This is a genomic window from Nocardioides humilatus (genome assembly GCF_008373755.1).
Taxonomy (GTDB): Bacteria; Actinomycetota; Actinomycetes; order Propionibacteriales; family Nocardioidaceae; genus Nocardioides; species Nocardioides humilatus.
The window spans coordinates 256,223-281,190 of record NZ_VUJV01000006.1; the positions used below are offsets into that span (position 1 = coordinate 256,223).

At 69.9% G+C, this 24,968-nt stretch carries 22 protein-coding genes; 10 read left to right on the plus strand and 12 right to left on the minus strand.

What is annotated here, in order from left to right:
* Positions 1-141: 141 nt before the first annotated feature.
* From F0U44_RS17505 to lipB, 7 genes are all read right to left on the minus strand, one after another.
* Positions 142-2,319 (minus strand): glutamine synthetase III family protein, encoded by a 2,178-nt coding sequence (locus F0U44_RS17505; protein WP_149729647.1) that lies wholly within the window; start codon positions 2,317-2,319, stop codon positions 142-144.
* Between the two features lie 115 nt (positions 2,320-2,434).
* Complete coding sequence (locus F0U44_RS17510; protein WP_149729648.1) at positions 2,435-2,869, minus strand: RDD family protein; 435 nt, start codon at positions 2,867-2,869, stop codon at positions 2,435-2,437.
* On the minus strand, positions 2,869-3,585 hold the full coding sequence (locus F0U44_RS17515) for a DUF4191 domain-containing protein (protein ID WP_149729649.1): 717 nt from the start codon (positions 3,583-3,585) through the stop codon (positions 2,869-2,871). Before F0U44_RS17515 ends, F0U44_RS17510 begins: the two co-directional genes overlap by 1 nt.
* Positions 3,582-4,538: a lipoyl synthase gene (gene lipA, locus F0U44_RS17520; protein ID WP_149729650.1), complete on the minus strand. Its 957-nt coding sequence runs from the start codon at positions 4,536-4,538 to the stop codon at positions 3,582-3,584. Before lipA ends, F0U44_RS17515 begins: the two co-directional genes overlap by 4 nt.
* Positions 4,539-4,604: 66 nt before the next feature.
* Entirely contained in the window at positions 4,605-5,594 is a 990-nt protein-coding gene (locus F0U44_RS17525; protein WP_149729651.1) for a hypothetical protein, read from the minus strand.
* Entirely contained in the window at positions 5,591-6,538 is a 948-nt protein-coding gene (locus F0U44_RS17530) for an ABC transporter ATP-binding protein (RefSeq protein WP_149729652.1), read from the minus strand. Before F0U44_RS17530 ends, F0U44_RS17525 begins: the two co-directional genes overlap by 4 nt.
* A 71-nt stretch (positions 6,539-6,609) precedes the next feature.
* Positions 6,610-7,341 (minus strand): lipoyl(octanoyl) transferase LipB, encoded by a 732-nt coding sequence (gene lipB, locus F0U44_RS17535; RefSeq protein WP_246160590.1) that lies wholly within the window; start codon positions 7,339-7,341, stop codon positions 6,610-6,612.
* 70 nt (positions 7,342-7,411) lie between these two features.
* Here lipB and F0U44_RS17540 point away from each other — a divergent pair, with 70 nt between their 5' ends.
* Positions 7,412-7,951, plus strand: a complete 540-nt coding sequence (locus F0U44_RS17540; protein ID WP_149729654.1) for a hypothetical protein — start codon at positions 7,412-7,414, stop codon at positions 7,949-7,951.
* Here F0U44_RS17540 and F0U44_RS17545 read toward each other — a convergent pair.
* A complete protein-coding gene (locus tag F0U44_RS17545; RefSeq protein WP_149729655.1) occupies positions 7,900-8,799 on the minus strand; it encodes a TIGR01777 family oxidoreductase in 900 nt (299 codons plus the stop codon). The genes F0U44_RS17540 and F0U44_RS17545 overlap by 52 nt on opposite strands.
* Before the next feature lie 81 nt (positions 8,800-8,880).
* Between F0U44_RS17545 and F0U44_RS17550 the strand changes: the two genes are divergently transcribed.
* Positions 8,881-9,861: a hypothetical protein gene (locus tag F0U44_RS17550; protein ID WP_149729656.1), complete on the plus strand. Its 981-nt coding sequence runs from the start codon at positions 8,881-8,883 to the stop codon at positions 9,859-9,861.
* A gap of 63 nt (positions 9,862-9,924) precedes the next feature.
* Here F0U44_RS17550 and sucB read toward each other — a convergent pair whose 3' ends face one another.
* Positions 9,925-11,682, minus strand: coding sequence for a 2-oxoglutarate dehydrogenase, E2 component, dihydrolipoamide succinyltransferase (gene sucB, locus F0U44_RS17555; protein WP_149729657.1), 1,758 nt, complete (start codon positions 11,680-11,682; stop codon positions 9,925-9,927).
* A gap of 37 nt (positions 11,683-11,719) precedes the next feature.
* Positions 11,720-13,120 carry a dihydrolipoyl dehydrogenase gene (gene lpdA, locus F0U44_RS17560; RefSeq protein ID WP_246160591.1) on the minus strand — a complete coding sequence of 467 codons (1,401 nt, stop codon included), beginning with the start codon at positions 13,118-13,120 and terminating at the stop codon, positions 11,720-11,722.
* Positions 13,121-13,259: 139 nt separating this feature from the next.
* Between lpdA and F0U44_RS17565 the strand changes: the two genes are divergently transcribed.
* Entirely contained in the window at positions 13,260-13,652 is a 393-nt protein-coding gene (locus tag F0U44_RS17565) for a hypothetical protein (protein WP_149729659.1), read from the plus strand.
* A gap of 12 nt (positions 13,653-13,664) precedes the next feature.
* Here the strand turns inward: F0U44_RS17565 and F0U44_RS17570 are convergent, their stop codons facing one another.
* Positions 13,665-15,152 carry a leucyl aminopeptidase gene (locus F0U44_RS17570; RefSeq protein WP_149729660.1) on the minus strand — a complete coding sequence of 496 codons (1,488 nt, stop codon included), beginning with the start codon at positions 15,150-15,152 and terminating at the stop codon, positions 13,665-13,667.
* A gap of 42 nt (positions 15,153-15,194) precedes the next feature.
* On the opposite strand from F0U44_RS17570, the gene gcvT reads away from it, so the two are divergent.
* Genes gcvT through F0U44_RS17605 form a run of 7 tightly spaced genes read left to right on the plus strand, consistent with a single transcriptional unit; the run spans position 15,195 to position 21,445 of the window.
* Positions 15,195-16,322, plus strand: a complete 1,128-nt coding sequence (gene gcvT, locus F0U44_RS17575; RefSeq protein ID WP_149729661.1) for a glycine cleavage system aminomethyltransferase GcvT — start codon at positions 15,195-15,197, stop codon at positions 16,320-16,322.
* On the plus strand, positions 16,322-16,582 hold the full coding sequence (locus tag F0U44_RS17580) for a hypothetical protein (protein ID WP_149729662.1): 261 nt from the start codon (positions 16,322-16,324) through the stop codon (positions 16,580-16,582). The genes gcvT and F0U44_RS17580 overlap by 1 nt, the downstream gene beginning before the upstream one ends.
* Before the next feature lie 24 nt (positions 16,583-16,606).
* Positions 16,607-17,401, plus strand: a complete 795-nt coding sequence (locus F0U44_RS17585; RefSeq protein WP_149729663.1) for a thymidylate synthase — start codon at positions 16,607-16,609, stop codon at positions 17,399-17,401.
* Positions 17,398-17,892, plus strand: a complete 495-nt coding sequence (locus tag F0U44_RS17590) for a dihydrofolate reductase (RefSeq protein ID WP_149729664.1) — start codon at positions 17,398-17,400, stop codon at positions 17,890-17,892. The genes F0U44_RS17585 and F0U44_RS17590 overlap by 4 nt, the downstream gene beginning before the upstream one ends.
* Positions 17,893-17,900: 8 nt before the next feature.
* Positions 17,901-18,842 (plus strand): LLM class F420-dependent oxidoreductase, encoded by a 942-nt coding sequence (locus tag F0U44_RS17595; protein ID WP_149729665.1) that lies wholly within the window; start codon positions 17,901-17,903, stop codon positions 18,840-18,842.
* A 30-nt stretch (positions 18,843-18,872) separates the two neighbouring features.
* Positions 18,873-19,763, plus strand: coding sequence for a 4-hydroxy-tetrahydrodipicolinate synthase (gene dapA, locus F0U44_RS17600; protein ID WP_149729666.1), 891 nt, complete (start codon positions 18,873-18,875; stop codon positions 19,761-19,763).
* The gene (locus tag F0U44_RS17605) at positions 19,760-21,445 is read left to right on the plus strand and encodes a ribonuclease J (protein WP_149729667.1); all 1,686 of its coding nucleotides are present in this window, start codon (positions 19,760-19,762) and stop codon (positions 21,443-21,445) included. The genes dapA and F0U44_RS17605 overlap by 4 nt, the downstream gene beginning before the upstream one ends.
* A gap of 110 nt (positions 21,446-21,555) precedes the next feature.
* Here F0U44_RS17605 and F0U44_RS17610 read toward each other — a convergent pair whose 3' ends face one another.
* Positions 21,556-24,753 carry a M4 family metallopeptidase gene (locus F0U44_RS17610; protein ID WP_149729668.1) on the minus strand — a complete coding sequence of 1,066 codons (3,198 nt, stop codon included), beginning with the start codon at positions 24,751-24,753 and terminating at the stop codon, positions 21,556-21,558.
* Positions 24,754-24,968: the final 215 nt, after the last annotated feature.

The window sequence follows — 24,968 nt, forward strand, 5'->3', positions numbered from 1 at the left end:
CACTGAGAATCGTCAGCAACCTACCGAATGCCCCATTGCCCGCACAGCCCCGCATTGTTTCGTCCATGTAAACAACTCTGGGAACGCCTGCTGCCCCCGGCCCAGGGAGTGGACGGGGGCAGCAGTCGTGCGTAGCCGGGATCAGCGGATGAAGAGCATCTCCTGGTAGGTCGGCAGCGACCACAGGTCGTCGGCGACGACGGCCTCGAGGGCGTCGGCCGCCTCGCGGACCTTGAGCATCGCAGGGAGGACCGCGTCGCGGTAGTAGGTCGCCTCAGCGAGCCCCTCGTGACCGTGAGCACCGGCCTGCGCGGTGGAGAGCTCGGTGATGCTCGTGCGCAGGGCGGAGACCAGCTCCGACACGGCGACCAGGTCGGTCGTGTCGGCCTCGACGCCGGCGGCCTTGAGGGCAGCGACGTTGGAGGCGAGCTCGGTCTGGTAGCGGACCGAGGCCGGGAGGATCGTGGTCTTGGCGATCTCCTCGGTGAGGTTGGCCTCGACGTTGATCGTCATGACGTACTGCTCCACGCCGACCTCGAAGCGGGACTCGAGCTCGGCCTCGCTGAAGACGCCGTAGGTCGAGAAGAGCTTCAGGGCCTCGGGGGAGGTGTACTCCGGCAGGGCGTCGACCGTCGTACGCAGGTTCTTCAGCCCACGCTGCGCGGCCTCGGCGTGCCACTCCTCGGAGTAGCCGTTGCCGTTGAAGACCACCGCACCGTGCTGCTCGACGATCTTCGCGAGGACCGACTGGACGGCCGCGTTGAACTCGGTGCCGGCGCTGATGGCGGCCTCGAGCTCGGTCGCGATGTAGTCGAGGGCCTCGGCCATGATCGTGTTGATCGTGACCATGGGGGCGGCCACCGTCTGGTTCGAGCCCGCGGCGCGGAACTCGAAACGGTTGCCGGTGAAGGCCATCGGCGAGGTGCGGTTGCGGTCGCCGGCGTCCTTGGTCAGGTCGGGCAGGGTGTCGACGCCCACGGACAGGACGCCCTTCTGCTTCGACGAGGTGGCACCGCCCTTGGCGATCTGCTCGAAGACGTCCTGCAGCTGGTCGCCGAGGAAGATCGAGATGATCGCCGGCGGGGCCTCGTTGGCGCCCAGGCGGTGGTCATTGCCGGCCGAGGCGATCGAGAGGCGCAGCAGGCCGCCGTACTGGTGGACAGCGCGGATGACCGCGGCGCAGAAGACGAGGAACTGCGCGTTGTCGTGCGGGTTGTCACCGGGGTTGAGGAAGTTGCCCTGGTTGCCGTTGCCGAACGAGAAGTTGACGTGCTTGCCCGAGCCGTTGACGCCGGCGAACGGCTTCTCGTGGAAGAGGCACTCGAAGCCGTGCACCTTCGCGATCGACTTGAAGGTCGACATGAGCAGCTGCTGGTGGTCGGAGGCGAGGTTGGCCTTCTCGAAGACCGGGGCGATCTCGAACTGACCGGGGGCGACCTCGTTGTGGCGGGTCTTGGCCGGCACGCCGAGCTTGAACAGCGCGCGCTCGGTGTCGTGCATGAAGCCCAGGACCCGCTCGGGGATCGCGCCGAAGTAGTGGTCGTCGAACTCCTGGCCCTTCGGCGGCTTGGCGCCGAACAGGGTGCGGCCCGTGTTGAGCAGGTCGGGGCGCGAGTTGACGAACGAGGTGTCGACCAGGAAGTACTCCTGCTCGGGACCGCAGTAGGACACGACGTTGTCGATGTCCTTGTGGCCGAAGAGCGCCAGCACACGCTGGGCCTGCTCCGACATCGCGTGCTGCGAGCGCAGCAGCGGGGTCTTGTGGTCCAGCGCCTCACCGGTCATCGAGACGAAGATCGTCGGGATGCACAGGGTGTTGCCGTTGGGGTTCTCGAGGATGTAGGCCGGCGACTGGACGTCCCAGCCGGTGTAACCGCGCGCCTCGAACGTGGCGCGGATGCCGCCGTTGGGGAAGGAGGAGGCGTCGGGCTCGCCCTGGACCAGCGTCTTGCCGGAGAACTCCCACACGGCCGTGCCGTCGCCGACCGGCTCCATGAACGAGTCGTGCTTCTCGGCGGTCAGGCCCGTCAGCGGGTAGAAGACGTGCGCGTAGTGCGTGACGCCCTTCTCCATCGCCCAGTCCTTCATCGCCGAGGCGACGATGTCGGCGTTGGCGGGGTCGAGCTTCTCGCCCTTCTGGATCGTCGCGGCGACGGACTTGAAGACCGACTTCGGCAGGCGCTTCTGCATCACCGAGAGAGAGAAGACGTTCTCGCCGAAGATGGCGCCCGTCTTCTCGGCGACGTCAAAGAACGCGGCCGGAGCCTCGTTGGCCTCGATGTCGCGGATCGCACCCAGGCGGGTCGGGTTCGCAGTCATGTGTGGATCTCCCTGGTGGTCGTGGCAAGCGCGCTCGCGCGAGCGACTTCCCGGTGACCGTAGGGTGTCCAGATTTCGCTTGATTGCCCGAATGTTTCAGGGATGTAACAGGTTTTTAGGCGCCGACGGTGGTCAGCTGCCGATAGGTGCTGAGGGTCACCGTCGCGGTGCCGGCCATAAGGTCGTGCAGGCCCCGGCCGTCCTCGCGGAAGACGAGGGGAGGGATGACGAACGCGATCGCTGCCTGGCGAGCCAGGAGCGTCAGCGGGTTGTGGAGGGTGCCGTAGCCCTTGCTCGGTACGACGCGCAGCCGAGTCGCGAGCTTGCCGAACGAGCCGCCGAAGAACAGCGTGAAGAGCGCCGACTCGAGCACGTAGACGATCAGCGGCAGCAGGTCGGCGATCGTGGTGTGACCATCGGTGAGCGTCGTGACCCCGACGATCGCGACGGAGACCAGCGTCGAGGCCGCCCAATCGACGATCAGCGCGAGTGCCCGCTGGGCGAGCGACGCCGTCGGAAACGCCACCGAGCTGCCCGGGGCGACCGTCATCAGCGACCCTTGAGGTTGCCGCGCATGCCCTTCATGCTCGTCGGCACCGGACCACGGGGGAGCGGGACCTTCGGGCGCTGGGCGTCGAGCGCCTTGAGGCGCTGCAGCAGGTCGGTCTGCTGAGCCGGTTTCACCTGGCGGCCGAGCTTCTGGATGTGGCGCACCAGCTTGGGGAGCGGCACCTGGCCGTCGCCCGAGCCGACCAGGACTTCGTGGACCGGGAAGTCGGAGGCGACGCGCTCGTGCTTCTTGCGCTCGCTGAGCATCAGCTGGCGCAGGCGGTTGGGGTTGCCCTCGCCGACCAGGACGATGCCCGGAGGGCCGACGACGCGGTGGACCATGTCCTGCTGCTTGGTGAAGCCGACGACCTCCTCGACCTGCCAGCCGCGGCGCAGCATGCTGAGCGCGCGCGCACCAGCACCCACCTGGCCGTCGAGCCGGTTATAGGCCGCCCGCTGGGCCCGGCGGCTGAAGACGATCATCATGCCGAGGAAACCGAGCAGGACGCCGCCGATGATGGCCATGACCAGGGCGAAGGTGCCCTTGCCGGGGAGCGCCCAGAAGATGCCGAAGCCGATGCCGCCAAAGACCAGGAAGGCGAGCAGCATGTAGAGGCCGATCCGGCGGTCGACCTGCTTGGTCATCCGGTAGGTCTCGAGGATCTGCCGGCGCCGGCTCATCGTCGACGGGTCAAGCGGCGGGGTGCTGCTGCTCATGCGTGGCTGTCCTGCATCTCGGTGTGGGCTTCACGGGTCTCGAGCGCCTGACGGTACAGGCGTCCGGCGCGGTAGGACGAACGCACCAGCGGTCCTGAGAGGACCCCGGCGAAGCCGAGCTCCATCGCCTCGGCCTGGAGCTCCACGAACTCCTCGGGCTTCACCCAGCGCTCGACGGGGTGGTGACGTAGCGACGGGCGGAGGTACTGCGTGATCGTCAGCAACTCGCAGCCGGCGTCGTGGAGGTCGACCATCGCCTGGCTGATCTCCTCGCGAGTCTCACCCATACCGAGGATCAGGTTGGACTTGGTGACCAGTCCGAAAGCCCGCGCCTGGGTGATCACGTCGAGTGACCGCTCGTAGCGGAAGGCCGGCCGGATCCGCTTGAAGATCCGCGGGACCGTCTCGACGTTGTGCGCGAGCACCTCGGGGCGCGACTCGAAGACCTCGGCGAGCAGGTCGGGCTGCCCGTTGAAGTCGGGGATCAGGTTCTCGACACCAGTGCCGGGGTTGAGCTCGTGGATCGCGCGCACGGTCTCGGCGTAGAGCCAGGCACCGCCATCCTCGAGGTCGTCGCGGGCGACGCCGGTGATGGTGGCGTAGCGCAGCTCCATCTTCTGGACCGACTCGGCGACCCGGCGCGGCTCGTCACGGTCGAGCGGCTGGGGCTTGCCGGTGTCGATCTGGCAGAAGTCGCAGCGTCGCGTGCACTGGTCACCGCCGATGAGGAACGTCGCCTCGCGGTCCTCCCAACACTCGAAGATGTTGGGACAGCCGGCTTCCTGGCAGACGGTGTGCAGACCCTCGGACTTCACCAGGCTCTGCAGGGCCGTGTATTCCGGCCCCATCTTCGCCCTGGTCTTGATCCAGGAGGGTTTCCGTTCGATCGGGGTCTCCGCGTTGCGGACCTCGAGACGGAGGAGCTTGCGGCCTTCCGGGGTGGGCGCTGACACGTCGGCAAGGGTACTCCGCAGGTGGTCTGGATCCCGCTTCGCCGTCACCCTCCGCGGACGCGGCCGCTAGGGCACGTCGCGCCGGTGGAACGACGCCACGGACGCGGCCGCGAAGAGGGCGAGTCCGGTGCCGAGGAACCACAGCGCGCGGCCGATCGGCAACGTCTTCTCGACCTCGCAGAACTGGCCCGGTTCGGCCCCTCCGGGGCATGGCGCATCGGTCCAGTAGGTGGCGCCGTCGAGGATGACGGCGGCGACGTTGAGGCCCGGGTTCCAGACCGAGTCGATGCCGATCACCGCCAGCACGATGCCGCCGGCGACGCTCGCCGCCAGGAGTACGCCGAGCGCCGCGACCGTGCTCCGGAAGAGCATCGTGAGGGCGTAGCCCGCAAGGGCTGCGGCGCCTGCCATGCCGGCGCCACGCCACCCGCTCTGGAAGCAGTCGAGGAGCAGCCCGTGGCCGGTCTCGATGTCGCGGCCGTGCGCGACCAGCGCCATGACGGCCCAGAACCCGGTGACGACGGCTGCGGCTAAGGCGGCCGCCAGTGCGGTCACGACGCCGGCCTTCGCGGCCCAGACCCGCGGCCGACGGGGCTCGAAGAGCAGCTGGTTGCTGACCGAGCCGCTGGCCCAGTCGTGGCCGGCGAAGGTGGTGCCGGCCAGCATCATCAGGATGGACAGCAGGATCACGATGGCGAGGCCGGAGCCCTCGTCGCGCTGGGAGGCGAGGTCGAGGGGGTTCCAGTAGGTGAACCACTCCGCCTTGGGGAGCACGTTGTCCGCGCACACCGACTCGACGTCATCGGGGACCTGCGACCCGAACCATTCGTCCGGGTGGTTGATGCACCGCCTGAGGTCACGCTGGATGTAGGGCTGCTTCGCCTCCGCGTCGGCCTGCGCCTGGGCCGAGGCGAGGGCGTCGTCGGACGGCGGTCGGGTGTTGAGGATGGTCGCGACGCCGATGACCATCGGGATCGCCACGGCGAGGACCAGGATGACCAGCACCGCCCGGCGGCTGAGGAAACGGATCAGCTCGACCCGGAAGAGCCTGCTCATGCCACCGCCTCCGTCTCGCTCGCGACGTCGTGGCCGAGCTCGTCGGCCTCGGTCAGCTGGAGGAAGTAGGACTCGAGGTCAGCGCGCAGCGGCGTGAGCTCCGACAACCAGATGCCGGCCTCGGCGAGGACGCGCGTGAGGGACGCCGGCTCGTCGGAGTCGACGTGGAGCACTCCGTCGATCGCCGCGGGCGCGTAGCCCGCGGCAGTGAGCACCGGGATCGCCGCGGCCAGGTCGGGGACGACGACCCGGTAGGAGGACCCGCCGCCGAGGAGCTCGTCGACCTTCCCCGAGGCGAGCAGGCGTCCGTTGCCGATGATCGTCGCTGACGTACAGACCTGCTGCACCTCGGCGAGAATGTGCGAGCTCAGGAGCACGGTCACGCCGGACTCGCCGAGGTCGCGGATCGTCTCGCGGATCTCGCGGATGCCGGCCGGGTCGAGGCCGTTGGTCGGCTCGTCGAGGATCAACAGGTCGGGCTCCTTGAGCAGGGTCGCCGCGATGGCGAGCCGCTGCTTCATGCCGAGCGAGTAGGACTTGTAGCGGTCCTTGTCGCGGCCGGTGAGCTTGACGGTCTCGATGGCGGCGTCCACCCGCGTGGTCGGCACGCCGATCGCGCCGGCGAGCAGCTGCAGGTTGCGACGGCCGCTGAAGTTGGGGGAGAACTTCGGCGACTCCACCACCGCGCCGACCCGGCCGATGACCTGGGGGAGCCGCTGCGGCACCGGCTCGCCGAAGAGGCGCATCGTGCCGCGCGTGGGACGTGCGAGGCCCAGGAGCATCCGGATCGTCGTCGTCTTGCCGGACCCGTTGGGCCCGAGGAAGCCGTGGACGCCGCCCGCCGGCACGGCGAGGTCGAGGCCATGAACCGCGACCCGACTTCCTCCGCGCACGCTGCGGAACTCCTTGCGCAGGCCAGTGGTCTCGATGACCAGGTCGCTCACCCGAGAACTCCTTCTTTCCGTCCGATCACGAACAACCAGACGATCTGACCACGGAAAAGGTTGGGTGGCCGTCAGGCGCTCGGGGACAGCAGGTGAATCTTCGGGGCATGGCCCGGTTCGGGACGGGCCTCGTAGTCGGGCGTCGCGTCGTAGGCCTGCCAGGCCAGGAGCTCGTTGAGGTGCTGGCGCACCGACGGCAGCACCTCGGCCACGGTCACGTCGCGGCCCAGCTCGGTGCTGAGGCTCGTCACGCCGGCGTCGGCGATGCCGCAGGGGACGAAGCGGTCGTACCAGCCGAGGTCCACGTCGCAGTTGATCGCGAAGCCGTGCATGGTGACGCCGCGGCTGACCCGGATGCCGAGGGCCGCGATCTTGCGCTCCGGTCCGCGGGCGTCGGCCTGCAGCCAGACGCCGCTGCGGCCCGGGACGCGCGCGGTGGTGACGCCGAAGTCGGCGCAGACCGCGATCAGCGCCTCCTCGACGCGGCGGACGTAGTCGACGACCTTCACGTGGTCGGGCAGCCGGACGATCGGGTAGCCGACCAGCTGACCCGGACCGTGGAACGTGATCTTGCCGCCGCGGTCGACGTCGATGACCTGGGCGCCGCCCGGATCAGCCGGGCGCTCGTGCGGGTCGGTGCGCTTGCCAGCGGTGAAGACAGGTGGGTGCTCGAGGAGCAGCACGGTGGCGGGCCGATCGCCTGCGACGACCTCCGCGTGGATCTCCCGCTGGAGGTCCCAGGCCGCGAGGTAGTCGATCGCGTCGGCCCCGAGGCCGGCCTCCCGGAAGTCCAGATCCGTCACGGGTCGAGGGTACCCGCCGGCCTGTGGATGACCGGATGCGCTCCGGCGGCATCGTCGGTAGGACTGGGGCATGCTGCGCGTGATGGTCGGCCTCGCCGTCGTGGTTGCGATCCTCGCGACGGTCACGACCACGCTCGCCCGTCACGCGGCCGGTCCCGACGATCCGGACGAGGTCGTTGTCAGCGCCCGCGCGACCGACCCGCTGGCCGTGCTGCACGCGTGGGACAGGGAGCGCTCGGCAGCCTGGGCCCGCGGCGACGTGGCGGCGTTGCGAGGGCTCTACCTGCGTGGCGCGCGGGCAGGGGAGCGCGACGTGGCGATGCTTCGCGACTGGAAGAACCGCGGCTTCCGGGTGCGGCGGATGTCGATGCAGGTGGTCGCCTACGACGTGCGCGTCCGGACCCCGGGGCGCCTGGTGGTGCTGGTGACCGACCGACTGGCCGATGCGGTCGCGGTGCCGGTCAGCGGTGGACCGGCCCGGAGCCTCCCGAGCGACGGGTTGACGACGCGGCGGGTGGCGTTCCGCCGTACTGCTGGAGGGTGGGTGGTGGCGTCGGTCTACGCCAGGCCGCTGGCCAGCACCGCGGCCACGTCGGGGTCGGCGAACTGATAGCCGAGGTCGAGCAGCGCCTGCGGTCGCGTGTTCAGCGAGCCGAGCAGCTCCGTCGAGACGCGGCCGGCGGCGGCCTTGATGAACGGACCAGGTACGGCGGCGAAGGCCGGTCGGTGGAGAGCGTCGGCCAGCGCCCGGGTGAACTCCGCGTTGGTCGGCGTCTCGACGCAGCAGAGGTTGACCGGGCCGTCAGCCGTGGGGTGCTCGGCGAGGTAGGCAACGGCACCGACCCAGTCGCGCAGCGAGATCATCGGCATGTACTGCCGTCCGTTGCCCAGCTTGCCGCCGAGCCCGGCCTTGAAGAGCAGGCGCAGCTGCTGCAGCGGTGCGCTCGACTTGTCCATGACGGGTGTGGTGCGGAGGTAGGCCACGCGCGCACCGGCGTCGACGGCCGGCCGTGCCGCGGCCTGCCAGTCGCGGCACACGTTGGTCATCAGGCTGTGGCCGCGCGTGTCGGCGTCTTCGGTCAGGGTGGTGGCGCCGTGGTCGCCGTACCAGGCGATGGCGTTGCCGGCGAGGAAGAGCGGCGGCTGGGGTGCGGCTGCGATCGCCTCGGCGAGGACCGCGGTCGTCCGCACCCGTGAGTCGTGCAGCGACTGCGACCACTTCTTGGAGTGCGGGTTGCCCAGGGTCGGTGAGCCCGCCAGGTTGATCACGACGTCGGCCGCCGCCACCAGTTCGCGGTCGACCTGGTCACTGTAGGGATCCCATGGCGACTCGTCGGGCTGCTGGGTCGGGCGTCGCACCAAAGCTGTCACCTGATGCCCGCGCTGCTCGAGCTCGGTCCGGAGGTGCGTGCCCAGGAAACCGGAGCCGCCAGCCATGACGATCGTCAGTGCACCCATGGCTCCTACCCTGCCACGCGAGCGGATATGAGAACCTGTGGCCCGCTCGGAGTGCCGGGCCGCATCGGGAGGACCTGGAACGTGAAGCACCACTGGGGGGCACGGCTGCGCGCCGTCCTACTCGCCACCACCTGCGCGTTGGCGCTCGCCGCCTGCGATGGCAAGCCGACCAGCGGGAAGGCAGCGCCGCCGATGGATGCGCCTGCGACACCGTCCTCGACCAGCGCGACGCCGACCACCGACCCCAGCATCGATGATCCCGTCGACGACGACGCCCCTGAGGGTGAGGTCGCGATCCTGGACCATGGTGACGGCGACCGAGTGTTGCTCGCCCTGCAGCTGACCGAGGGCGACCATGCGACCACCACGATGCAGATGACGTTGACGATGCGTGCACCTGGCGTGCCCGTCCCGCCGATCCCGATGACCATGACCATGTCGTCGGAGGTCGTCGACGTCGCGGACGACGTCTTCACCGTGCAGTCCGTCTACGCGGGGATCGAGATCGACGACGCGGGCCTGCCCGCCGAAATGGTCGACCCGATGAGGTCGGCGATGAGCGGCCTGGACGGCATGAGCATGACGTTCGAATACGGACCCACGGGCGAGGTCCTGGACACGGACTTCGACCTGCCCGACGACGCGCCGCCGACGACCCGCCAGATGCTCGAACAGCTCACCGGCAGCATGACCGAGATCGGGATGGCCTTCCCCGACGAGCCGATCGGCGAGGGTGCGACCTGGCGCAAGGTGGGCACGACGGATGTGTCGGGCGCATCGATGGTCCAGACGACGACCTATCACCTCGACGAGCTCGACGGCCTGGACTACCGGGTCAGCCTCGAGACGACCGGCACGTTGGAGGCGCCGGACGCGGGCAGCATCGTCACGTTCGCGAACGGATCGATGACCAACACCGGTCGGTTCGAGGGCTCGCTGACGCAGGTCCTCCCGCTGAAGGCGTCGACACACGGGGTCACCAGGATGGGCATGGAGGCGGCAGGACAGCGCATCCGGATGACGACCACCATCGACATCGAGATGACGACCGAGACCGACTGACGAACGCCGACGGCGGCCGTCCCCGAGTGGGAACGGCCGCCGTCGGCGTCGTGGTGGGGGTGCTCAGACCTCGAACTGAGCGGCCTCCAGGCGCGCCTTGACGTCCTGCAGGAAGCGGCCCGCGTCGGCACCGTCGACCAGGCGGTGGTCGTAGGTCAGCGCGAGGTAGCACATGTGCCGGATCGCGATCGTCTCGCCGAGGTCGGGGTCGTCCATGACGACCGCGCGCTTCACGACGGCACCGGGCCCGAGGATCGCGACCTGCGGCTGGTTGATGATCGGCGTGTCCCAGAGGGCGCCGACGCTGCCGAGGTTGGTGATCGTGAAGGTGCCGCCCGACAGCTCGTCGGGGCCGATCTTGTTGTCGCGGGTGCGACCGGCGACGTCGGCGATCTTCTTGGCCAGGCCGGAGATCGACAGGTCGCCCGCGTCCTTGACCACCGGGGTCAGCAGCCCCTTCTCGGTGTCGACGGCGAACGCGATGTTCTCGCGGTCGTGGTAGGTGACCTCACCCTTGTCCATGTCGAGCGTGGCGTTGAGCGACGGGTGCTGCTTCAGGGCGTCGATCGACGCCTTGGCGAAGAACGGCAGGAACGACAGCTTCACACCCTCGCGGGCGAGGAAGTCAGCCTTCGACGCCTCGCGCAGTCGCGCGATGTTGGTGACGTCGACCTCGACGACCTGGGTGAGCTGTGCGGAGATCTGCACCGACTCGACCATCCGCTGGGCGATGATCTTGCGCAGGCGGCTGACCGCCACGGTCTGGCCGCGCAGCGGCGAGGGGCTGACGCTCGGAGCGGGCGCTCCGGCGGCAGCCGCGGGGGCCGCAGCGGCAGGCGCAGCAGCGGGCTTCTGGGCAGCAGCCGCGTCGAGCACGTCCTGCTTGCGGATCCGACCACCGACACCGGAACCGCGCAGCGAGCCGAGGTCGACCCCGTGCTGGGCCGCGAGCTTGCGGACCAGCGGGGTGACGTAGCCGGGGCCGTCGGTCGAGGCGGCGACCGGGGCGGGTGCGGCCGGAGCAGCAGGCGCGGGCGGGGCTGGCGGGGCGGCGGGCGCGGGGGCCGCTGCGGCAGGAGCCGGGGGAGCCGGGGGAGCCGGGGCCGGCTCGGGCTCGGGCTCCGGAGCAGCGACGGGCTCGGGAGCCGGCGCGGGGGGAGCGGCCGGAGCAGCCGGAGCGGGGGAGCCGGAACCGATGATGGCGAGCTCGGCGCCCACCTCGACGGTCTCGTCCTCGGCGGCCTTGATCTCCAGCAGTGTGCCGGCGACGGGCGAGGGGATCTCGGTGTCGACCTTGTCGGTGCTGACCTCGAGCAGCGGCTCGTCGACCGCAACGGCGTCGCCGACCTGCTTGAGCCAGCGGGTCACGGTGCCCTCGGTCACGGACTCGCCCAGCGCGGGGAGCGTGACGGCGGTGCCGGTGGCGGCACCACCGGACGCGGCGGGGGCAGCCGGGGCGGGCTCGGGCGCGGCGGGCTCCTCGACGGGAGCGGGCTCCTCGGCCTGCGGCTCCGGCTCGGGCTCGGGCTCCGGTGCGGCCTCCGCTGCGGGCGCCTCAGCGGCAGGGGCGCCGCCACCTTCGCCGGCCTCACCGATCACCGCGAGCACAGCGCCGACCTCGACCGTGTCGTCCTCCGACGCCCGGATCTCCAGCAGCGTGCCCGCGACGGGCGAGGGGATCTCGGTGTCGACCTTGTCCGTGCTGACCTCGAGCAGCGGCTCGTCGACCGCGATCGCGTCGCCGACCTGCTTGAGCCAGCGGGTGACGGTGCCTTCGGTGACGGACTCGCCGAGTGCCGGGAGGGTGACTTCGGTGGCCATGAAATCCTCGACTTCGCTCTGTTGTTCGTTGCGGGGGTCAGCTGTGTGCGTGCAGGGGCTTGCCGGCCAGGGCGAGGAACGCCTCGCCGAGAGCCTCGTTCTGGGTGGGGTGCGCGTGGACCAGCGGCGCGACGTCGTCGGGGAAGGCCTCCCAGCCGTAGACCAGCTGGGCCTCACCGATGAGCTCGCCGACGCGCTCGCCGACAAGGTGGACCCCGACGACGGGTCCGTCGGCCTGGCGGACCAGCTTGACGAAGCCCTGCGTGCGCAGGATCTGGGACTTGCCGTTGCCGGCGAGGTCGTAGGTCAGCGAGGTGACGGTGTCGCCGTATTCTGCCTTGGCCTGCTCCTCGGTGAGGCCGACGGACGCGACCTCGGGGCGGGAGTAGGTGACCCGCGGGATGCCCCGCTCGTCGATCGCTTGCGGCGCGAGGCCGGCGATCTCCTCGGCGACGAAGATGCCCTGCTGGAAGCCGCGGTGCGCGAGTTGGAGGCCCGGGACGATGTCGCCGACGGCGTAGACGCCCTCGACGCCGGTGCGGCAGCGCTCGTCGGCCGTGACGTAGCCACGGTCGAGCGGGATGCCCTGCTCCTCGTAGCCGAGACCCGCGGTGCGCGGCACGCGACCCACCGCCACCAGGAGTACGTCGGCCCGCAGCTCGCTCTCGTCGGACAACGTCACGACGACGCCCTCGTCCGTGGTTGCGACGGCGGTGACCGAGGTGCCCGTCTTCGCGGTGATGCCGCGGCGGCGGAAGGCCCGCTCGAGCGCAGTGGAGGACGCGGCGTCCTCGGGCGGCAGCAGCCGGGGCAGCGCCTCGACGATGGTGACGTCGGCGCCGAACGAGCGCCACACGCTGGCGAACTCGCAACCGATCACGCCGCCGCCGAGCACGATGGCCGTCTGCGGCACCCGCTCGAGTCGCAGCGCGTCGTCGGAGGTCAGGACCTTGTCGCCGTCGATCTCGATGCCGGGGAGCGCTCGGGGTTCAGAGCCGGTCGCGAGGACCAGGTTGCGACCGGTCAGCACGACCGGCCCCTCGGCGGTATCGACGGTGACCTGGCGCGGGCCGGTCACCTGACCACGACCCTCGACGACGCGGATGCCGCGGCTCTTGATCAGGCCGGTGAGGCCCTTGAAGAGCCGGCTAACGACGCCGTCGGCGTAGTTGCGCACCGCAACGGCGTCGATGCCGTCGTATTTCGCGAGGACACCGAACGTCTCGGCCTCCCGTGCGGAATCCGCGACCTCGGCCGCGTGAAGCAGCGCCTTGGTCGGGATGCAGCCGACGTGGAGGCAGGTGCCTCCGAGCTTTCCCTGCTCGACGAGCGCAACGCTCAAGCCGAGCTGGGCGGCGCGAAGAGCACAGGCATATCCGCCTGACCCCGCGCCCAGGATCAGAACGTCGACCTCGTCGTCGCGTCCGGCCTCGGCCACCGCTCGTCCTCCCTCTCCTTGGATGAGGCGCCCATCCTTGCACCACCCCGCCTGCAGAGCGCAACGGCCCGCGTACTCGTCAGTAGACAAGCGCCGGTCCTGCGCTCGGCCGCTGGACCCATGCTGCAGACTTGGTCGCATGGGGTTGTTCGACCGGTTCCGCAAGGGACCCAAGATGAGCGGGCCGGCGCGTGACGCCGCCCGCACCGGGTCGACCCGTGTGCGTGCGTCCGACAAGGTCGACGAGGCGCACCTGTACGAGTGGGTGACGGCCCGTCGCGGCGTCGAGGGCTTCGTCGAGCCCCGCACCGCGGTGAGCGAGGTGACGCTCCTCCTCGTCGCTCACGATGGTGAGTGGACCCGTCGGCGAGTGCCGGGGGTCAAATGGGCGCACGACTTCTGCAACAAGCACCAGGTCCCGTCCTACGACGCCGCGGTCGTCGGCGTGCCGCAGCGGATGCGCGACTACAACTCGCGGGTGCGCAAGGCCCAGAAGGCCGCGGACTACGAGCAGTACAAGCCGCGCGACTGACGGGCCGCAGGGTCAGACGAGTCCGCGCGCCAGCTCCACCAGGGTCGCGACGCCGTAGCCGGTCGCGCCCGGGGTCCAGTGGCCCGACGGGCCGCCCTTGTTGAACGCCGGTCCGGCCATGTCGAGGTGGGCCCACGGGAGGCCGCCGGTAAACTCGCGAAGGAACGCGCCCGCGAAGAGCGCACCGCCCCAGCGGATGCCGTCGTAGTGCGCGAGGTCGGCGACCTTCGAGGATCGGATCCGCTCGGTCATGTGCTCGGGCAGCGGCATCGGCCAAGCCTCCTCGCCACCGGCGGTCGCGGCCGCGAGCACCCGCGCGACGACCTCGTCGTCTCCCATCACGCCGCACATGCGGTCGCCCAGGGACATCGTCATGTGCGCGGTCAGGGTCGCGACGTCGACCAGGAGGTCGGGCTTCGCCTCGGCCGCCCGCCCGAGGGCGTCGGCGAGCACGAGCCGACCCTCGGCATCGGTGTTGGAGACCTCGACGGTCGTGCCGTCGTACGTCGTCAGCACGTCGCCCGGCCGCATGGCTGCCTCGCCGATCATGTTCTCCGCGAGCGCGGCGTAGGCGGTGACGCGGACGGGGAGGCCGAGTCGCGCGATGGTGAGCGTGGCCTGGATGACCGCGGCGGCGCCGGCCATGTCCTCCTTCATGGTGGGCATGCTCGCGGCGGGCTTGATCCAGAGGCCGCCGGAGTCGAACGTGATGCCCTTGCCCACGAGCGCGAGGTGGGCGGTCGCGCCCTCGGGGTTGTAGTCGAGCTCCACGAGGCGCGGGGGAGCAGCCGACCCCTGGCCGACGGCCAGGATGCCGCCGCAGCCGAGCTTCTTCAGCTGCTTCTCGTCGTGGACCTTGACCTCGACACCGGGCACGTCGGCAACGGCGGTCGTGATCGCGTCGGCGAAGAGGGCCGGCGTCAGGTCCGCAGGCGGGGTGTTGATCCAGTCCCTCGCCGCGGCGACCGCGTCGGCGACGAGCTGGGCGTCGTCGAAGGCCGCGATGGCCTCCTTGCGGCGGGCGACCGAGGACAGCACCACGATCTCGGCCGGTCCGCTGGGAGCGTTGCCGGACTTGTAGCGGGTGAACGAGTAGCCGCCCAGCCGGTAGCCCTCGAGCACGGCGCGGACCAGTTCCGGGGTCTCGGCCGGGAGGGCTAGGGCGACCGAGGCGGCGTTGGTGACCGCGCGGGCAGCGGCGCCGGCCGCCCGTCGTACGGCGAGCTCGTCGGGATCGCCGCCCAGCCCGACCAGCACTAGGAGCGGCGAGCCGATCGTGCCGTTGGTGGGAACCTTCGCGACCTCGCCCGCCCGGCCACCGAGCCCGAGGGTCGCGAGCAGGGGCGCGAGCTTGCGGCCGTAGGCCTCCGCGACCTCCTCGCCGCCCGGGGCGACGACCGCGGTCCCGGCCCGCTTGCCGCTGCCCGGCACCAGCCCGACGACGACGGCCTCGGCCTTCGTCCGAGCGGGGCTGGCGGTGCGGAGGGCGAAGGACGTCATACGGCGGAGAGTAGACGGGCGGTCGTGGGTAGGGTTCAGGACATGCACGCCACCCCGTCGGCCGCCCCGTCGACCACCCTGTTGCGCTCGCCGTTGCACGACCGGCACGAGGCGCTCGGCGCGAAGTTCGCCGAGTTCGGCGGCTGGGAGATGCCGCTGCAGTATTCCGGCATCGTCGAGGAGCACAACGCGGTGCGATCGGCCGTCGGCATCTTCGACGTCAGCCACCTCGGCAAGATCGTCGTCCGGGGTCCGGGCGCGGCCGACTTCGTCAACGCCACGCTCAGCAACGACCTCGGTCGGATCGGGCCCGGTCGGGCGCAGTACACGCTCTGCCTCGATGCCGAGACCGGCGGCATCATCGACGACATCTTCAGCTACTACCGCGACCACGACCACGTGCTGCTGGTGCCCAACGCGGCCAACAACACCGAGGTCTTCAACCGGCTCGTCGCAGCCGCCCCTGATGGGGTCGAGGTCGTCAACCACCACGCCGACTTCGCGGTCCTCGCGGTGCAGGGCACCAAGTCCGACGACGTGCTCGCAGCGGCCGGCTTCGCCACCGGCCACGACTACCTGACCTTCGTCGAGGCCGACTTCGAGGGCCAGCCCGTCATCGTCTGCCGCACCGGCTACACCGGTGAGCGCGGCTACGAGCTCATCGCCCCGAGCAGCGTCGCCCTCCAGGTGTGGGACGCGGTCGTCGCGGCCGGCGCCGAGCACGGCATCCTCCCGTGCGGCCTCGGTGCTCGCGACACGCTGCGCACCGAGATGGGCTACCCGCTGCACGGTCAGGACATCGGCCCGACCGTGACGCCCAACGAGGCCCGCCTCGGCTGGGCCGTCGGCTGGAAGAAGCCCGAGTTCTGGGGCCGCGACGCGGTCGTCGCCGAGAAGGAGCGCGGCGCCAAGCGCAAGCTCGTCGGCATCAAGTCCACCGGCCGCGCGATCCCGCGTCCGCACATGTCGATCTCGCTCGTCCCCGACGTGCTGCTCGGCGAGGTCACCTCCGGCACGTTCTCGCCGAGCCTCAAGCGGGGCATCGGCATGGCGCTCGTCTCGACCGTCGTCGACGACGACGCCGAGGTGGCGGTCGATGTCCGCGGTCGCCGCGAGGTCTTCACCATCGTCAAGCCACCCTTCGTCGACACCTCCGTGAGGGAGTCGTGATGAACCTCCCCGAGCCGCCTCCGGCCTTCCGCCAGCCCACGCCGTCCGAGCGGCCGTGGTGGTGGCGCTTCGAGGACGCCACCGGCGCCGAGGTCGACCTCGCCGACGAGGACTACGCCGACCAGCGCTTCGCCAGCCAGGCCGACGCCGAGTCCTGGATCGGTGAGATCTGGGAGGGCCTCAAGGAGTCCGGCGTCGCCCAGGTGACGCTCTTCGAGCTCGACCGGTCCGTCTACGGCCCGATGTCCCTCAGCGCCTGAACCTGCCGGACTAGTCTGAGCGTCGTGCAGGCTTACCTCGACCTCGTCCAACGGATCCTCGACGAGGGCACGGAGAAGGGTGACCGCACGGGCACCGGCACGCTGAGCGTGTTCGGGCACCAGATGCGGTTCGACCTCAACGCCGGCTTCCCGCTGGTCACGACCAAGAAGATCCACACGCGGTCGGTCTTCGGGGAGCTGCTGTGGTTCCTCCGCGGCGACACCAATGTGAAGTGGCTGCAGGACCGCGGCATCACGATCTGGGACGAGTGGGCCGATGACAACGGTGACCTCGGCCCGGTCTACGGCGCCCAGTGGCGCTCGTGGCCGGCGCCTGACGGTCGCCACATCGACCAGCTCGCGCAGGTGATCGAGGAGATCCGGAGCAACCCCGACAGCCGGCGCCACATCGTCTCCGCGTGGAACCCCGCGGACATCCCCGACATGGCGCTGGCCCCGTGCCACGCGTTCTTCCAGTTCTACGTCGCTGATGGGCGGCTCAGCTGCCAGCTCTACCAGCGCTCGGCCGACGTCTTCCTCGGCGTGCCGTTCAACATCGCGTCCTACGCGCTGCTCACGCACATGGTCGCCCAGGTGACCGGCCTGCAGGTGGGCGACTTCGTGCACACGCTCGGCGACGCGCACCTCTACTCCAACCACCTCGAGCAGGCGCGGCTGCAGCTGAGCCGCGACCCTCGCCCGCTGCCGACGCTGGTCCTCAACTCGGCGATCACCGAGATCGGCGGGTTCGACCTCGAGGACATCGCCGTCGAGGGCTACGACCCGCACCCCGGCATCAAGGCCCCGATCGCCGTATGAGCCCCGGTGGCAAGACGGTGACGATGGTCGCCGCCGTGGCCGAGAACGGCGTGATCGGGCTCGCGGGCAACATCCCGTGGCACCTGCCCGAGGACTTCGCCCACTTCAAGGCGACGACGTCGGGCCACGTCCTGATCCTGGGCCGCACGACCCACGAGGGAATCGGCAAGCCGCTGCCCAACCGGACCACGATCGTGCTGACGCGCGACCCCGACTGGCACGCCGACGGCGTCCACGTCTGCCGCACCGTCCTGGAGGCGCTCGAGCTCGCCGACACGCTCGACGGCGAGGTCATGATCGGCGGGGGAGCGGCGGTCTACGACGCGGCGATGCCCTACGCCGACGTACAGATCATCAGCGAGGTGCACGCCACGCCGGAGGGCGATACGCACTACCCGGCTTTCAGCCCCAAGAAGTGGCGCGAGGTCGCTCGCGAGCCGCGTGAAGGCTTCGACATCGTCACCTGGGAGCGGGTTTTCGCCTGCGGTTAAGTAGGGGCATGGAACTCCGCGTCTTCACCGAACCCCAGGAGGGGGCGTCCTACGACGACCTCCGGCGCGTCGCCCAGACCGCTGAGGAGCTCGGGTTCGGTGCGTTCTTCCGCTCCGACCACTACCGCGCCATCGGACCGGGCGGCGGACTCCCGGGCCCGACGGACTCGTGGGTGACGCTCGCGGCACTGGCCCGCGACACCCGTGACATCCGCCTCGGCACCCTCGTCACGAGCGCGACCTTCCGGCTCCCCGGCATCCTCGCGATCCAGGTCGCCCAGGTCGACGCCATGAGCGCGGGCCGGGTCGAGCTGGGGCTCGGGGCCGGCTGGTTCGTCCAGGAGCACGCCGCCTACGGCATTCCCTTCCCTGACGCCGTCGAACGCTTCGAGCGCTACGCCGAGCAGCTCGAGATCATCACCGGGCTCTGGTCGACACCGATGGGGGAGAGGTACGCCTTCGACGGCCACCACTACCAGCTCTCCGACTCGCCCGCCCTTCCCAAACCGGTGCAGCAGAGCGGCCGCCGTGGCGGTCCGCCGATCATCATCGGCGGCCGCGGCAAGGTGCGGACCCCGGCCCTGGCGGCGAAGTACGCCGACGAGTTCAACCTCCCGTTCGTGGACGAGGTGACGACCGCGGAGCAGTTCGCGCGGGTCCGCGCGTCCTGCGAGGCGATCGGCCGGGATCCGGCCACGATGACGTGGTCCAACGCCCTGACCCTCTGCGTCGGACGCGACGAGGACGACCTGGCTCGCCGCGCCGAGGTGATTGGTCGCAGTGTCACCGACCTGCGAGAGCACGCCCTGGGCGGGACTGTCCAGGAGGTCATCGACAAGATCGGGCGCTACGGCGAGCTCGGCGCGCAGCGGATCTACCTCCAGACCCTCGACCTCTCCGACCACGAGCAGCTGCACCTGGTTGCCGAGGAGGTCATGCCGCACGTCTGAGTGCGAGGCGGGAGGCGATAGCCTGGGGTCATGAGCTCAGCTCCCTTCGGCACCGTGCTGACCGCGATGGTCACCCCCTTCCGCGAGGACGGGTCGGTGGACCTCGACGGCGTCCAGCGCGTCGCCCGTCACCTCGTCGACCACGGTCACGACGGCCTCGTGGTTTCCGGCACCACCGGTGAGTCGCCCACGACCACCAAGGAGGAGGACGGAGAGGTCCTCGCCGCGGTCAAGGACGCGGTCGGCGACCGGGCCAAGCTGGTGGCCGGCGTCGGCACCAACGACACGAGCACTTCGATCTGGCTGGCCCAGCAGGCCGCCAAGACCGGCGCCGACGGCGTGCTGCTCGTGACGCCCTACTACAACAAGCCCGGACAGCGCGGCATCGTGCACCACTTCCGCCAGGTCGTCGACGCGGCCGAGCTGCCCGTCATGCTCTACGACGTGCCGGGTCGCACCGGCAGCACGATCGCCCTGGAGACCTACGAGGAGATCGCCGGCTGGGAGCCGGTGGTCGCCGTCAAGGACGCCGTCGGCGACGTAGTCCGCGGGGTCCGCATCAAGGAGATGGGCTACGCCGTCTACTCCGGCGACGACCACGCCAACCTCGCATGGCTGGCCCACGGTGCCGTCGGGTTCGTGTCGGTCGCCGGGCACGTGGTCGGTGATCGCCTCCGCGCGATGTACGACGCCTACCACCACGGCGACCCCGCCGCGGCCCTCGACATCTTCACCGGCATGCTCCCGGCGCTCGACGCCATCATGGACGTGCCCAACTACGGCGCGACGGCTGCCAAGGCGGCCCTCGAGCTCATCGGAGTCCTCGACAACCGCCGGGTGCGCTCGCCCCTCGTGGCACTCGACGACACGGAGGTCGCTGCCCTCCGCGTCGGCCTCGAGGCGGCGGGAGTCCTCGGTTGAGCCACCCACACCCCGAGCTCGGCGCTCCTCCGGAGCTGCCCGCCGGCGGACTCCGCGTGATCCCGCTGGGCGGCCTTGGCGAGGTCGGCCGCAACATGACCGTGTTCGAGTACGACGGCCGGCTGCTCATCGTCGACTGCGGCGTCCTCTTCCCTGACGAGCACCACCCCGGCGTCGACCTGATCCTCCCGGACTTCACGCCGATCCGGGAGCGCCTCGACGACATCGAGGCGCTGGTGCTGACGCACGGCCACGAGGACCACATCGGGGCGACGCCGTACCTCCTGCGGGAGCGGGAGGACATCCCGCTCGTCGGCTCGGAGCTCACGTTGGCGCTGCTCAACGGGAAGATCCGCGAGCACCGGTTGAAGCAGACCGTGTTCCACACGGTCAAGGAGGGCGAGCGGATCAGCTTCGGTCCCTTCGACCTCGAGTTCGTGGCGGTCAACCACTCGATCCCCGACGCACTTGCGGTCGCGATCCGCACCGGCGCGGGGCTGGTGCTCCACACCGGCGACTTCAAGATGGACCAGCTGCCGCTCGACGGCCGGATCACCGACCTGCGGGCGTTCGCACGGCTGGGGGAGGAGGGCGTCGACCTCTTCCTCACCGACTCGACCAACGCCGAGGTGCCGGGCTTCACGACGGCGGAGAAGAAGATCACCCCGGTCCTCGACACCGTCTTCCGCGAGTCCGAGCAGCGCATCATCGTGGCGTGCTTCGCCTCCCACGTGCACCGGGTGCAGCAGATCCTCGACACCGCGGCGAAGCACGACCGCAAGGTCGCCTACGTCGGGCGCTCCATGGTCCGCAACATGGCGGTCGCCCGCGACCTCGGCTACCTGACGGTCCCGCCGGGCGTGATGGTCGACGCGAAGGCGCTCGCCGAGCTGCCGCCGGAGCGGCAGGTGCTGATCTCCACCGGATCGCAGGGTGAGCCGATGAGCGCCCTGGCCCGCATCGCCAACCGCAGCCACCACTTCGTGCACCTCGAGGAGGGCGACACCGTCGTCCTCGCCTCGAGCCTGATCCCCGGCAACGAGAACGCCGTCTACCGGGTGATCAACGGCTTGTCCCGCTGGGGCGCCCGCGTGGTCCACAAGGGCAATGCGCTCGTCCACGTCAGCGGTCACGCCAGTGCCGGCGAGCTGCTCTACTGCTACAACATCGTGCGCCCGCGCAACGTCTTGCCGGTGCACGGCGAGATCCGGCACATGCTCGCCAACGGTGCGCTCGCCAAGGAGACCGGCGTCGAGAACGTCGTCTATGCCGAGGACGGCGTCGTCGTCGACCTCGTCGACGGAGTCGCCTCGGTGACCGGCAAGGTCCCGGTCGGCTACGTCTTCGTCGACGGCCAGTCGATCGGCGACGTGACCGAGTCCGAGCTCAAGGACCGTCGGATCCTCGGTGAGGAGGGCTTCATCTCGGTGATCGTGGTCGTCGACTCGGTCTCCGGGAAGGTGTCGGCCGGTCCCGAGATCCACGCGCGCGGCCATGCCTGGGACGACTCGATGTTCGAGGACATCAAGCAGCCCATCATCGACGCGGTCAACGAGCTCCTCAGCGACGGCAACGACGACACCTACCAGCTCCAGCAGATCGTGCGACGCACGATCGGCCGCTGGGTCAGCAGCACCCACAAGCGGCGCCCGATGATCATCCCGGTGGTCGTCGAGGCCTGATCGGAGCCTTGGTTTCGAGGCTCGCTCCGCTCGCACCTCAACCACCGGCAACGACAACAGCCCCCGTTCTCCTTGCGGAGAGCGGGGGCTGTTGCTGTGGTGCTAGGTGATCAGCCTCGGACGACGGTGATCGTGAAGCCGGTCTTGCTCTTCAGGAAGTCGTCGCCACCCAGGTACTTCGCGACCAGGTCGTGGTCGCCCTTGCCGAAGATCCGCAACACCTTGATCTTCGCCACACCGCGGGCGTTGAGGTCGTCGATCCCGAGCTTCTCGCCGTGGAACTTGACCACGACGTCACCGGTCGGGGTGCCACCGTCGGCGGAGACCTTGATCTTCACCGTGAAGGCAGAGCCCTTGATGACCGGGTCGGGGTCGATCTTCACGACCTCGGTGGTCGTCGCGGCGGGCGCTGCGACACAGGTCTGGACCTTGACGTTGTCGAGGTACCAGCCCTCGACACCGCCGCAGCCGTCACGACCCAGGTCGAACCGGAAGTTGACGGTGTCACCCTCCGACGCGATCGCGGTCAGGTCGATGATCGACGTGCCCCACGAGCCGTCCGGCTGGCCGCCGTCGGTGCCGGTGAAGGCCGGCTGGCCCTCCATCGGGTTGGTGTTGCCACCAGCCGCGGTCTCGAGCTCACCACCCGGGGCGTTGAAGAGGTAGGCCGCGTTGTCGACCTGCTCGAAGGTGCCGCCGTTGACGCTCACCTTGACGTTGGCACCGTCGAACCCGGCCTCGGTCGCCACGTAGTGGTCGAACGAGAGCCGTGCCGAGTCACCGGCGGGCACCGTGATGTCCGGGGTGATGAGGCCGTTGCGGCTCGAGACGTCGTCGGCGCCGCCGCCGCAGTCACCTGCATCCGCCGGGTCGGGGCCGAAGGCGGCCGTGCCGCTGTGCTTCGGTGCCGTCGAGGTCTCCCACGCGAAGCCGAAGCCCTCGGGGAAGGTGAGCTCCTCGTCCTGGGTCCATCCGTCCAGACCGGACTCGAAGTCCTCCGACCACGTGGTCTCGGTGACCGTGCCGTCGCCGCAGTCGAGCTTCGGCGCACCCGGCTGAAGGAGCGGCTGGAAGGCGCACTGCTCCGTCGGGTTGAGCTTGAGCTCGGTCTCCTGGATCGCCGACTTCACCCGGCCACAGTCGGCAGCGGTCATGCCGCCGTCGATGACCGCGGGGTTGTTGACGCCACCGTCGGACCCGTCGGGGTCGCTCGGGTTGCCGACCGTCACCCGCTCCAGCGCCACGCCCTGGAGGTCCTCACACGACTGGACGAGAGCGTCGGCCAGGTCGGGGAAGTAGGACGTCGGGGTGAGGTAGTTGGTCTGGGCCTGCCAGAACAGCCACGCCGCCTTGTCGAGCCCGATCGAGGTGACCTTGCCCGGCAGACCGTCGACGAGGATGGCGAACGTGCGGTTCACGACACCGGAGTTGGTGTGCACGCCGCCGTGGTCGTCCTCGGCGCACTGGTACTCGACGTCGGACACCTTGCCCGGGTCGCCGTAGCAGTTGGGGTTCCACATGTCGCGGATCGCGCCACCGAAGGCCGGGTCGTTCTCGCCCGACAGCCAACGGTGGCTGTTGTCGGCGGGAGCGGGCACTGCGGCGATGTGGAAGGAGACCGGCTCGCCGGCCGACTTGAACTTGGCGCCGTCCTCGACGGTCACCATGACGCCGTAGATCTCTGCCGAGCCCGACATCGAGATCGGGGGACGGCCGGCGGTGTGGTCACCGACGACGATGCCGAGGGCACCAGCGTCCACTGCGTTCTGCGTCTTCTGGGCGAAGCTGCAGAGGCCTCGGTCGACGTAGACCCACTGGCCGGAGATGATGTCGGCGTTGTCGAACGGCGAGCAACCGTCGGTCGTCGTACCGCCGTCGCTGTCGTCGTCGTTGCCGACGATCGCGGTGCCGTCGACACCGGACTGGGTGATGACCGGACCGAACGAGGCCGGAGCGGCCGTGCACGGCCCTGCGACGCCCGCCGGAGCGGTGATCTGCATCGTGACGTCGCTGCGCGTGAACTCCGAGCACAAGCCCTCGGTGCGCTTGATGACGTCACCCGGTGCCTCGCCCGACTCGTTCTGGCGGTGGTTGATCATGTCGACGGTCTCGCCCCAGATGTCGGAGTAAGCCTCGTTCATCGCGCCGGACTGCCACTGGTAGATCAGGCCCGAGGTCGACTCGGTGTAGGCGTGGCCCCACTCGTGGGCGACGGTGTCGTCACCGGTCACGCCACTGCAGTAGTTGGTCGTGACGCCGTTCCAGTTGGCGTTGGGGCAGGAGATCCGCGGGTCGTTGTTGACCGTGATCATCCGGCCGCCGTTGCCGTCCCAGGAGTTGTAGCCGAAGGTGTTGCGGAAGAGCCAGTAGGCCTCACCCGTGCCGAGCACCTCGTTTTGCTGGTCCTCGTCGAGACCACCCGGGAAGGCCGCACCCTCGGTCCACACGTGGTCGAAGTTGAGGAAGTCGTCCGAGTCGTCGTCGGGCGTCCCGTTGTCGTCGATGTAGGCCTCGTAGAGGTCGCGGTCGAGCGCGTCGGCCATCATCGACCAGCGGTTGAGGTACTTGCCCGTCTGCGCGTCCAGGATGATCGTGTCGCGGATCGTGGCCTTGTTCCAGATCTCGATGACCCACGCCAGCTTGGCGTCGCCCGTGATGCCGCGGGTCGAGCCCATCCGGTAGACCGAGAGCTGGATCGAGCGGACCTTCACACCCTTCGTGTACGACGGCAGGCCGTCGCCGCTCTTGTCCGTGTGGTGCCGCGACATCCGCAGGGCGGCGGCCGAGGCCTGCTCCTTGGTGACCCGCGGCGTGGTGTTGAGCGAGCCGATCGGGGCGGCGAAGCCGTTGACCGAGGTCAGGTCGCCCTCGCGGTCGACGTGGGCGTTGAGCTCGGCACCGTAGACCGGCAGCCCCTTGTAGGACTGCTTGAAGGTGACGGCCCAGCCGGCCTTGTTGCCGTAGACGCTGGACTGCTTGAGCTCGCTCGGGCGAGCACCGAAGGCGCTGCCGAACCGCTCGAGGTAGTGCGTCGCCTTGTCGATCGCGCCCTGGCGGCCTTCAGCGGCCACGCCGGGGAGCAGATCGGGGTTGGTGCCGGTCGCGCTGGCGAAGCCGACGACGCCCGTGGCGGGGTTGGAGCGCAGCGAGAGCCCGCCTGAAGCGGTGGAGCGCATCTGGCTGATGACGGATGGGTCGGGCTTGGCCGCTGGAGCGGCCGCGGCGCTGAGCGCCGGGGGTGCCGCGAAGCCGGCGGCGATGAGGGCGAGGCCAAGCGCTGTTGCGCGGCCCCGGGGGAGATTTTTCACCGAGGAATCCCTTCAAGCGGATGAATTGCCGGGCGGGAGCGGGAAACCACTCGCACCATCCGGCACCTTAGGAGCGCGTCCGGCGCCGGTCTACCCCCCAGTGCCCAGTGACCGGGGTCACATGGTCACCGGGCGATAACGATTGCTCGGAGGGTCGTGGTGAGCCGCGAAATCAGAGGGACGTTTGGGACTGCGACACGCTCCCGTGATCCGTG

Excerpts from the sequence above, each read along its gene's own strand:
- F0U44_RS17505 (WP_149729647.1), bottom strand. The coding sequence starts at position 2,319 with ATGACTGCGAACCCGACCCGCCTGGGTGCGATCCGCGACATCGAGGCC.
- F0U44_RS17510 (WP_149729648.1), bottom strand. The coding sequence starts at position 2,869 with ATGACGGTCGCCCCGGGCAGCTCGGTGGCGTTTCCGACGGCGTCGCTC.
- F0U44_RS17515 (WP_149729649.1), bottom strand. The coding sequence starts at position 3,585 with ATGAGCAGCAGCACCCCGCCGCTTGACCCGTCGACGATGAGCCGGCGC.
- F0U44_RS17525 (WP_149729651.1), bottom strand. The coding sequence starts at position 5,594 with ATGAGCAGGCTCTTCCGGGTCGAGCTGATCCGTTTCCTCAGCCGCCGG.
- F0U44_RS17540 (WP_149729654.1), top strand. The coding sequence starts at position 7,412 with ATGCTGCGCGTGATGGTCGGCCTCGCCGTCGTGGTTGCGATCCTCGCG.
- F0U44_RS17545 (WP_149729655.1), bottom strand. The coding sequence starts at position 8,799 with ATGGGTGCACTGACGATCGTCATGGCTGGCGGCTCCGGTTTCCTGGGC.
- sucB (WP_149729657.1), bottom strand. The coding sequence starts at position 11,682 with ATGGCCACCGAAGTCACCCTCCCGGCACTCGGCGAGTCCGTCACCGAA.
- F0U44_RS17565 (WP_149729659.1), top strand. The coding sequence starts at position 13,260 with ATGGGGTTGTTCGACCGGTTCCGCAAGGGACCCAAGATGAGCGGGCCG.
- F0U44_RS17570 (WP_149729660.1), bottom strand. The coding sequence starts at position 15,152 with ATGACGTCCTTCGCCCTCCGCACCGCCAGCCCCGCTCGGACGAAGGCC.
- gcvT (WP_149729661.1), top strand. The coding sequence starts at position 15,195 with ATGCACGCCACCCCGTCGGCCGCCCCGTCGACCACCCTGTTGCGCTCG.
- F0U44_RS17580 (WP_149729662.1), top strand. The coding sequence starts at position 16,322 with ATGAACCTCCCCGAGCCGCCTCCGGCCTTCCGCCAGCCCACGCCGTCC.
- F0U44_RS17590 (WP_149729664.1), top strand. The coding sequence starts at position 17,398 with ATGAGCCCCGGTGGCAAGACGGTGACGATGGTCGCCGCCGTGGCCGAG.
- F0U44_RS17595 (WP_149729665.1), top strand. The coding sequence starts at position 17,901 with ATGGAACTCCGCGTCTTCACCGAACCCCAGGAGGGGGCGTCCTACGAC.
- dapA (WP_149729666.1), top strand. The coding sequence starts at position 18,873 with ATGAGCTCAGCTCCCTTCGGCACCGTGCTGACCGCGATGGTCACCCCC.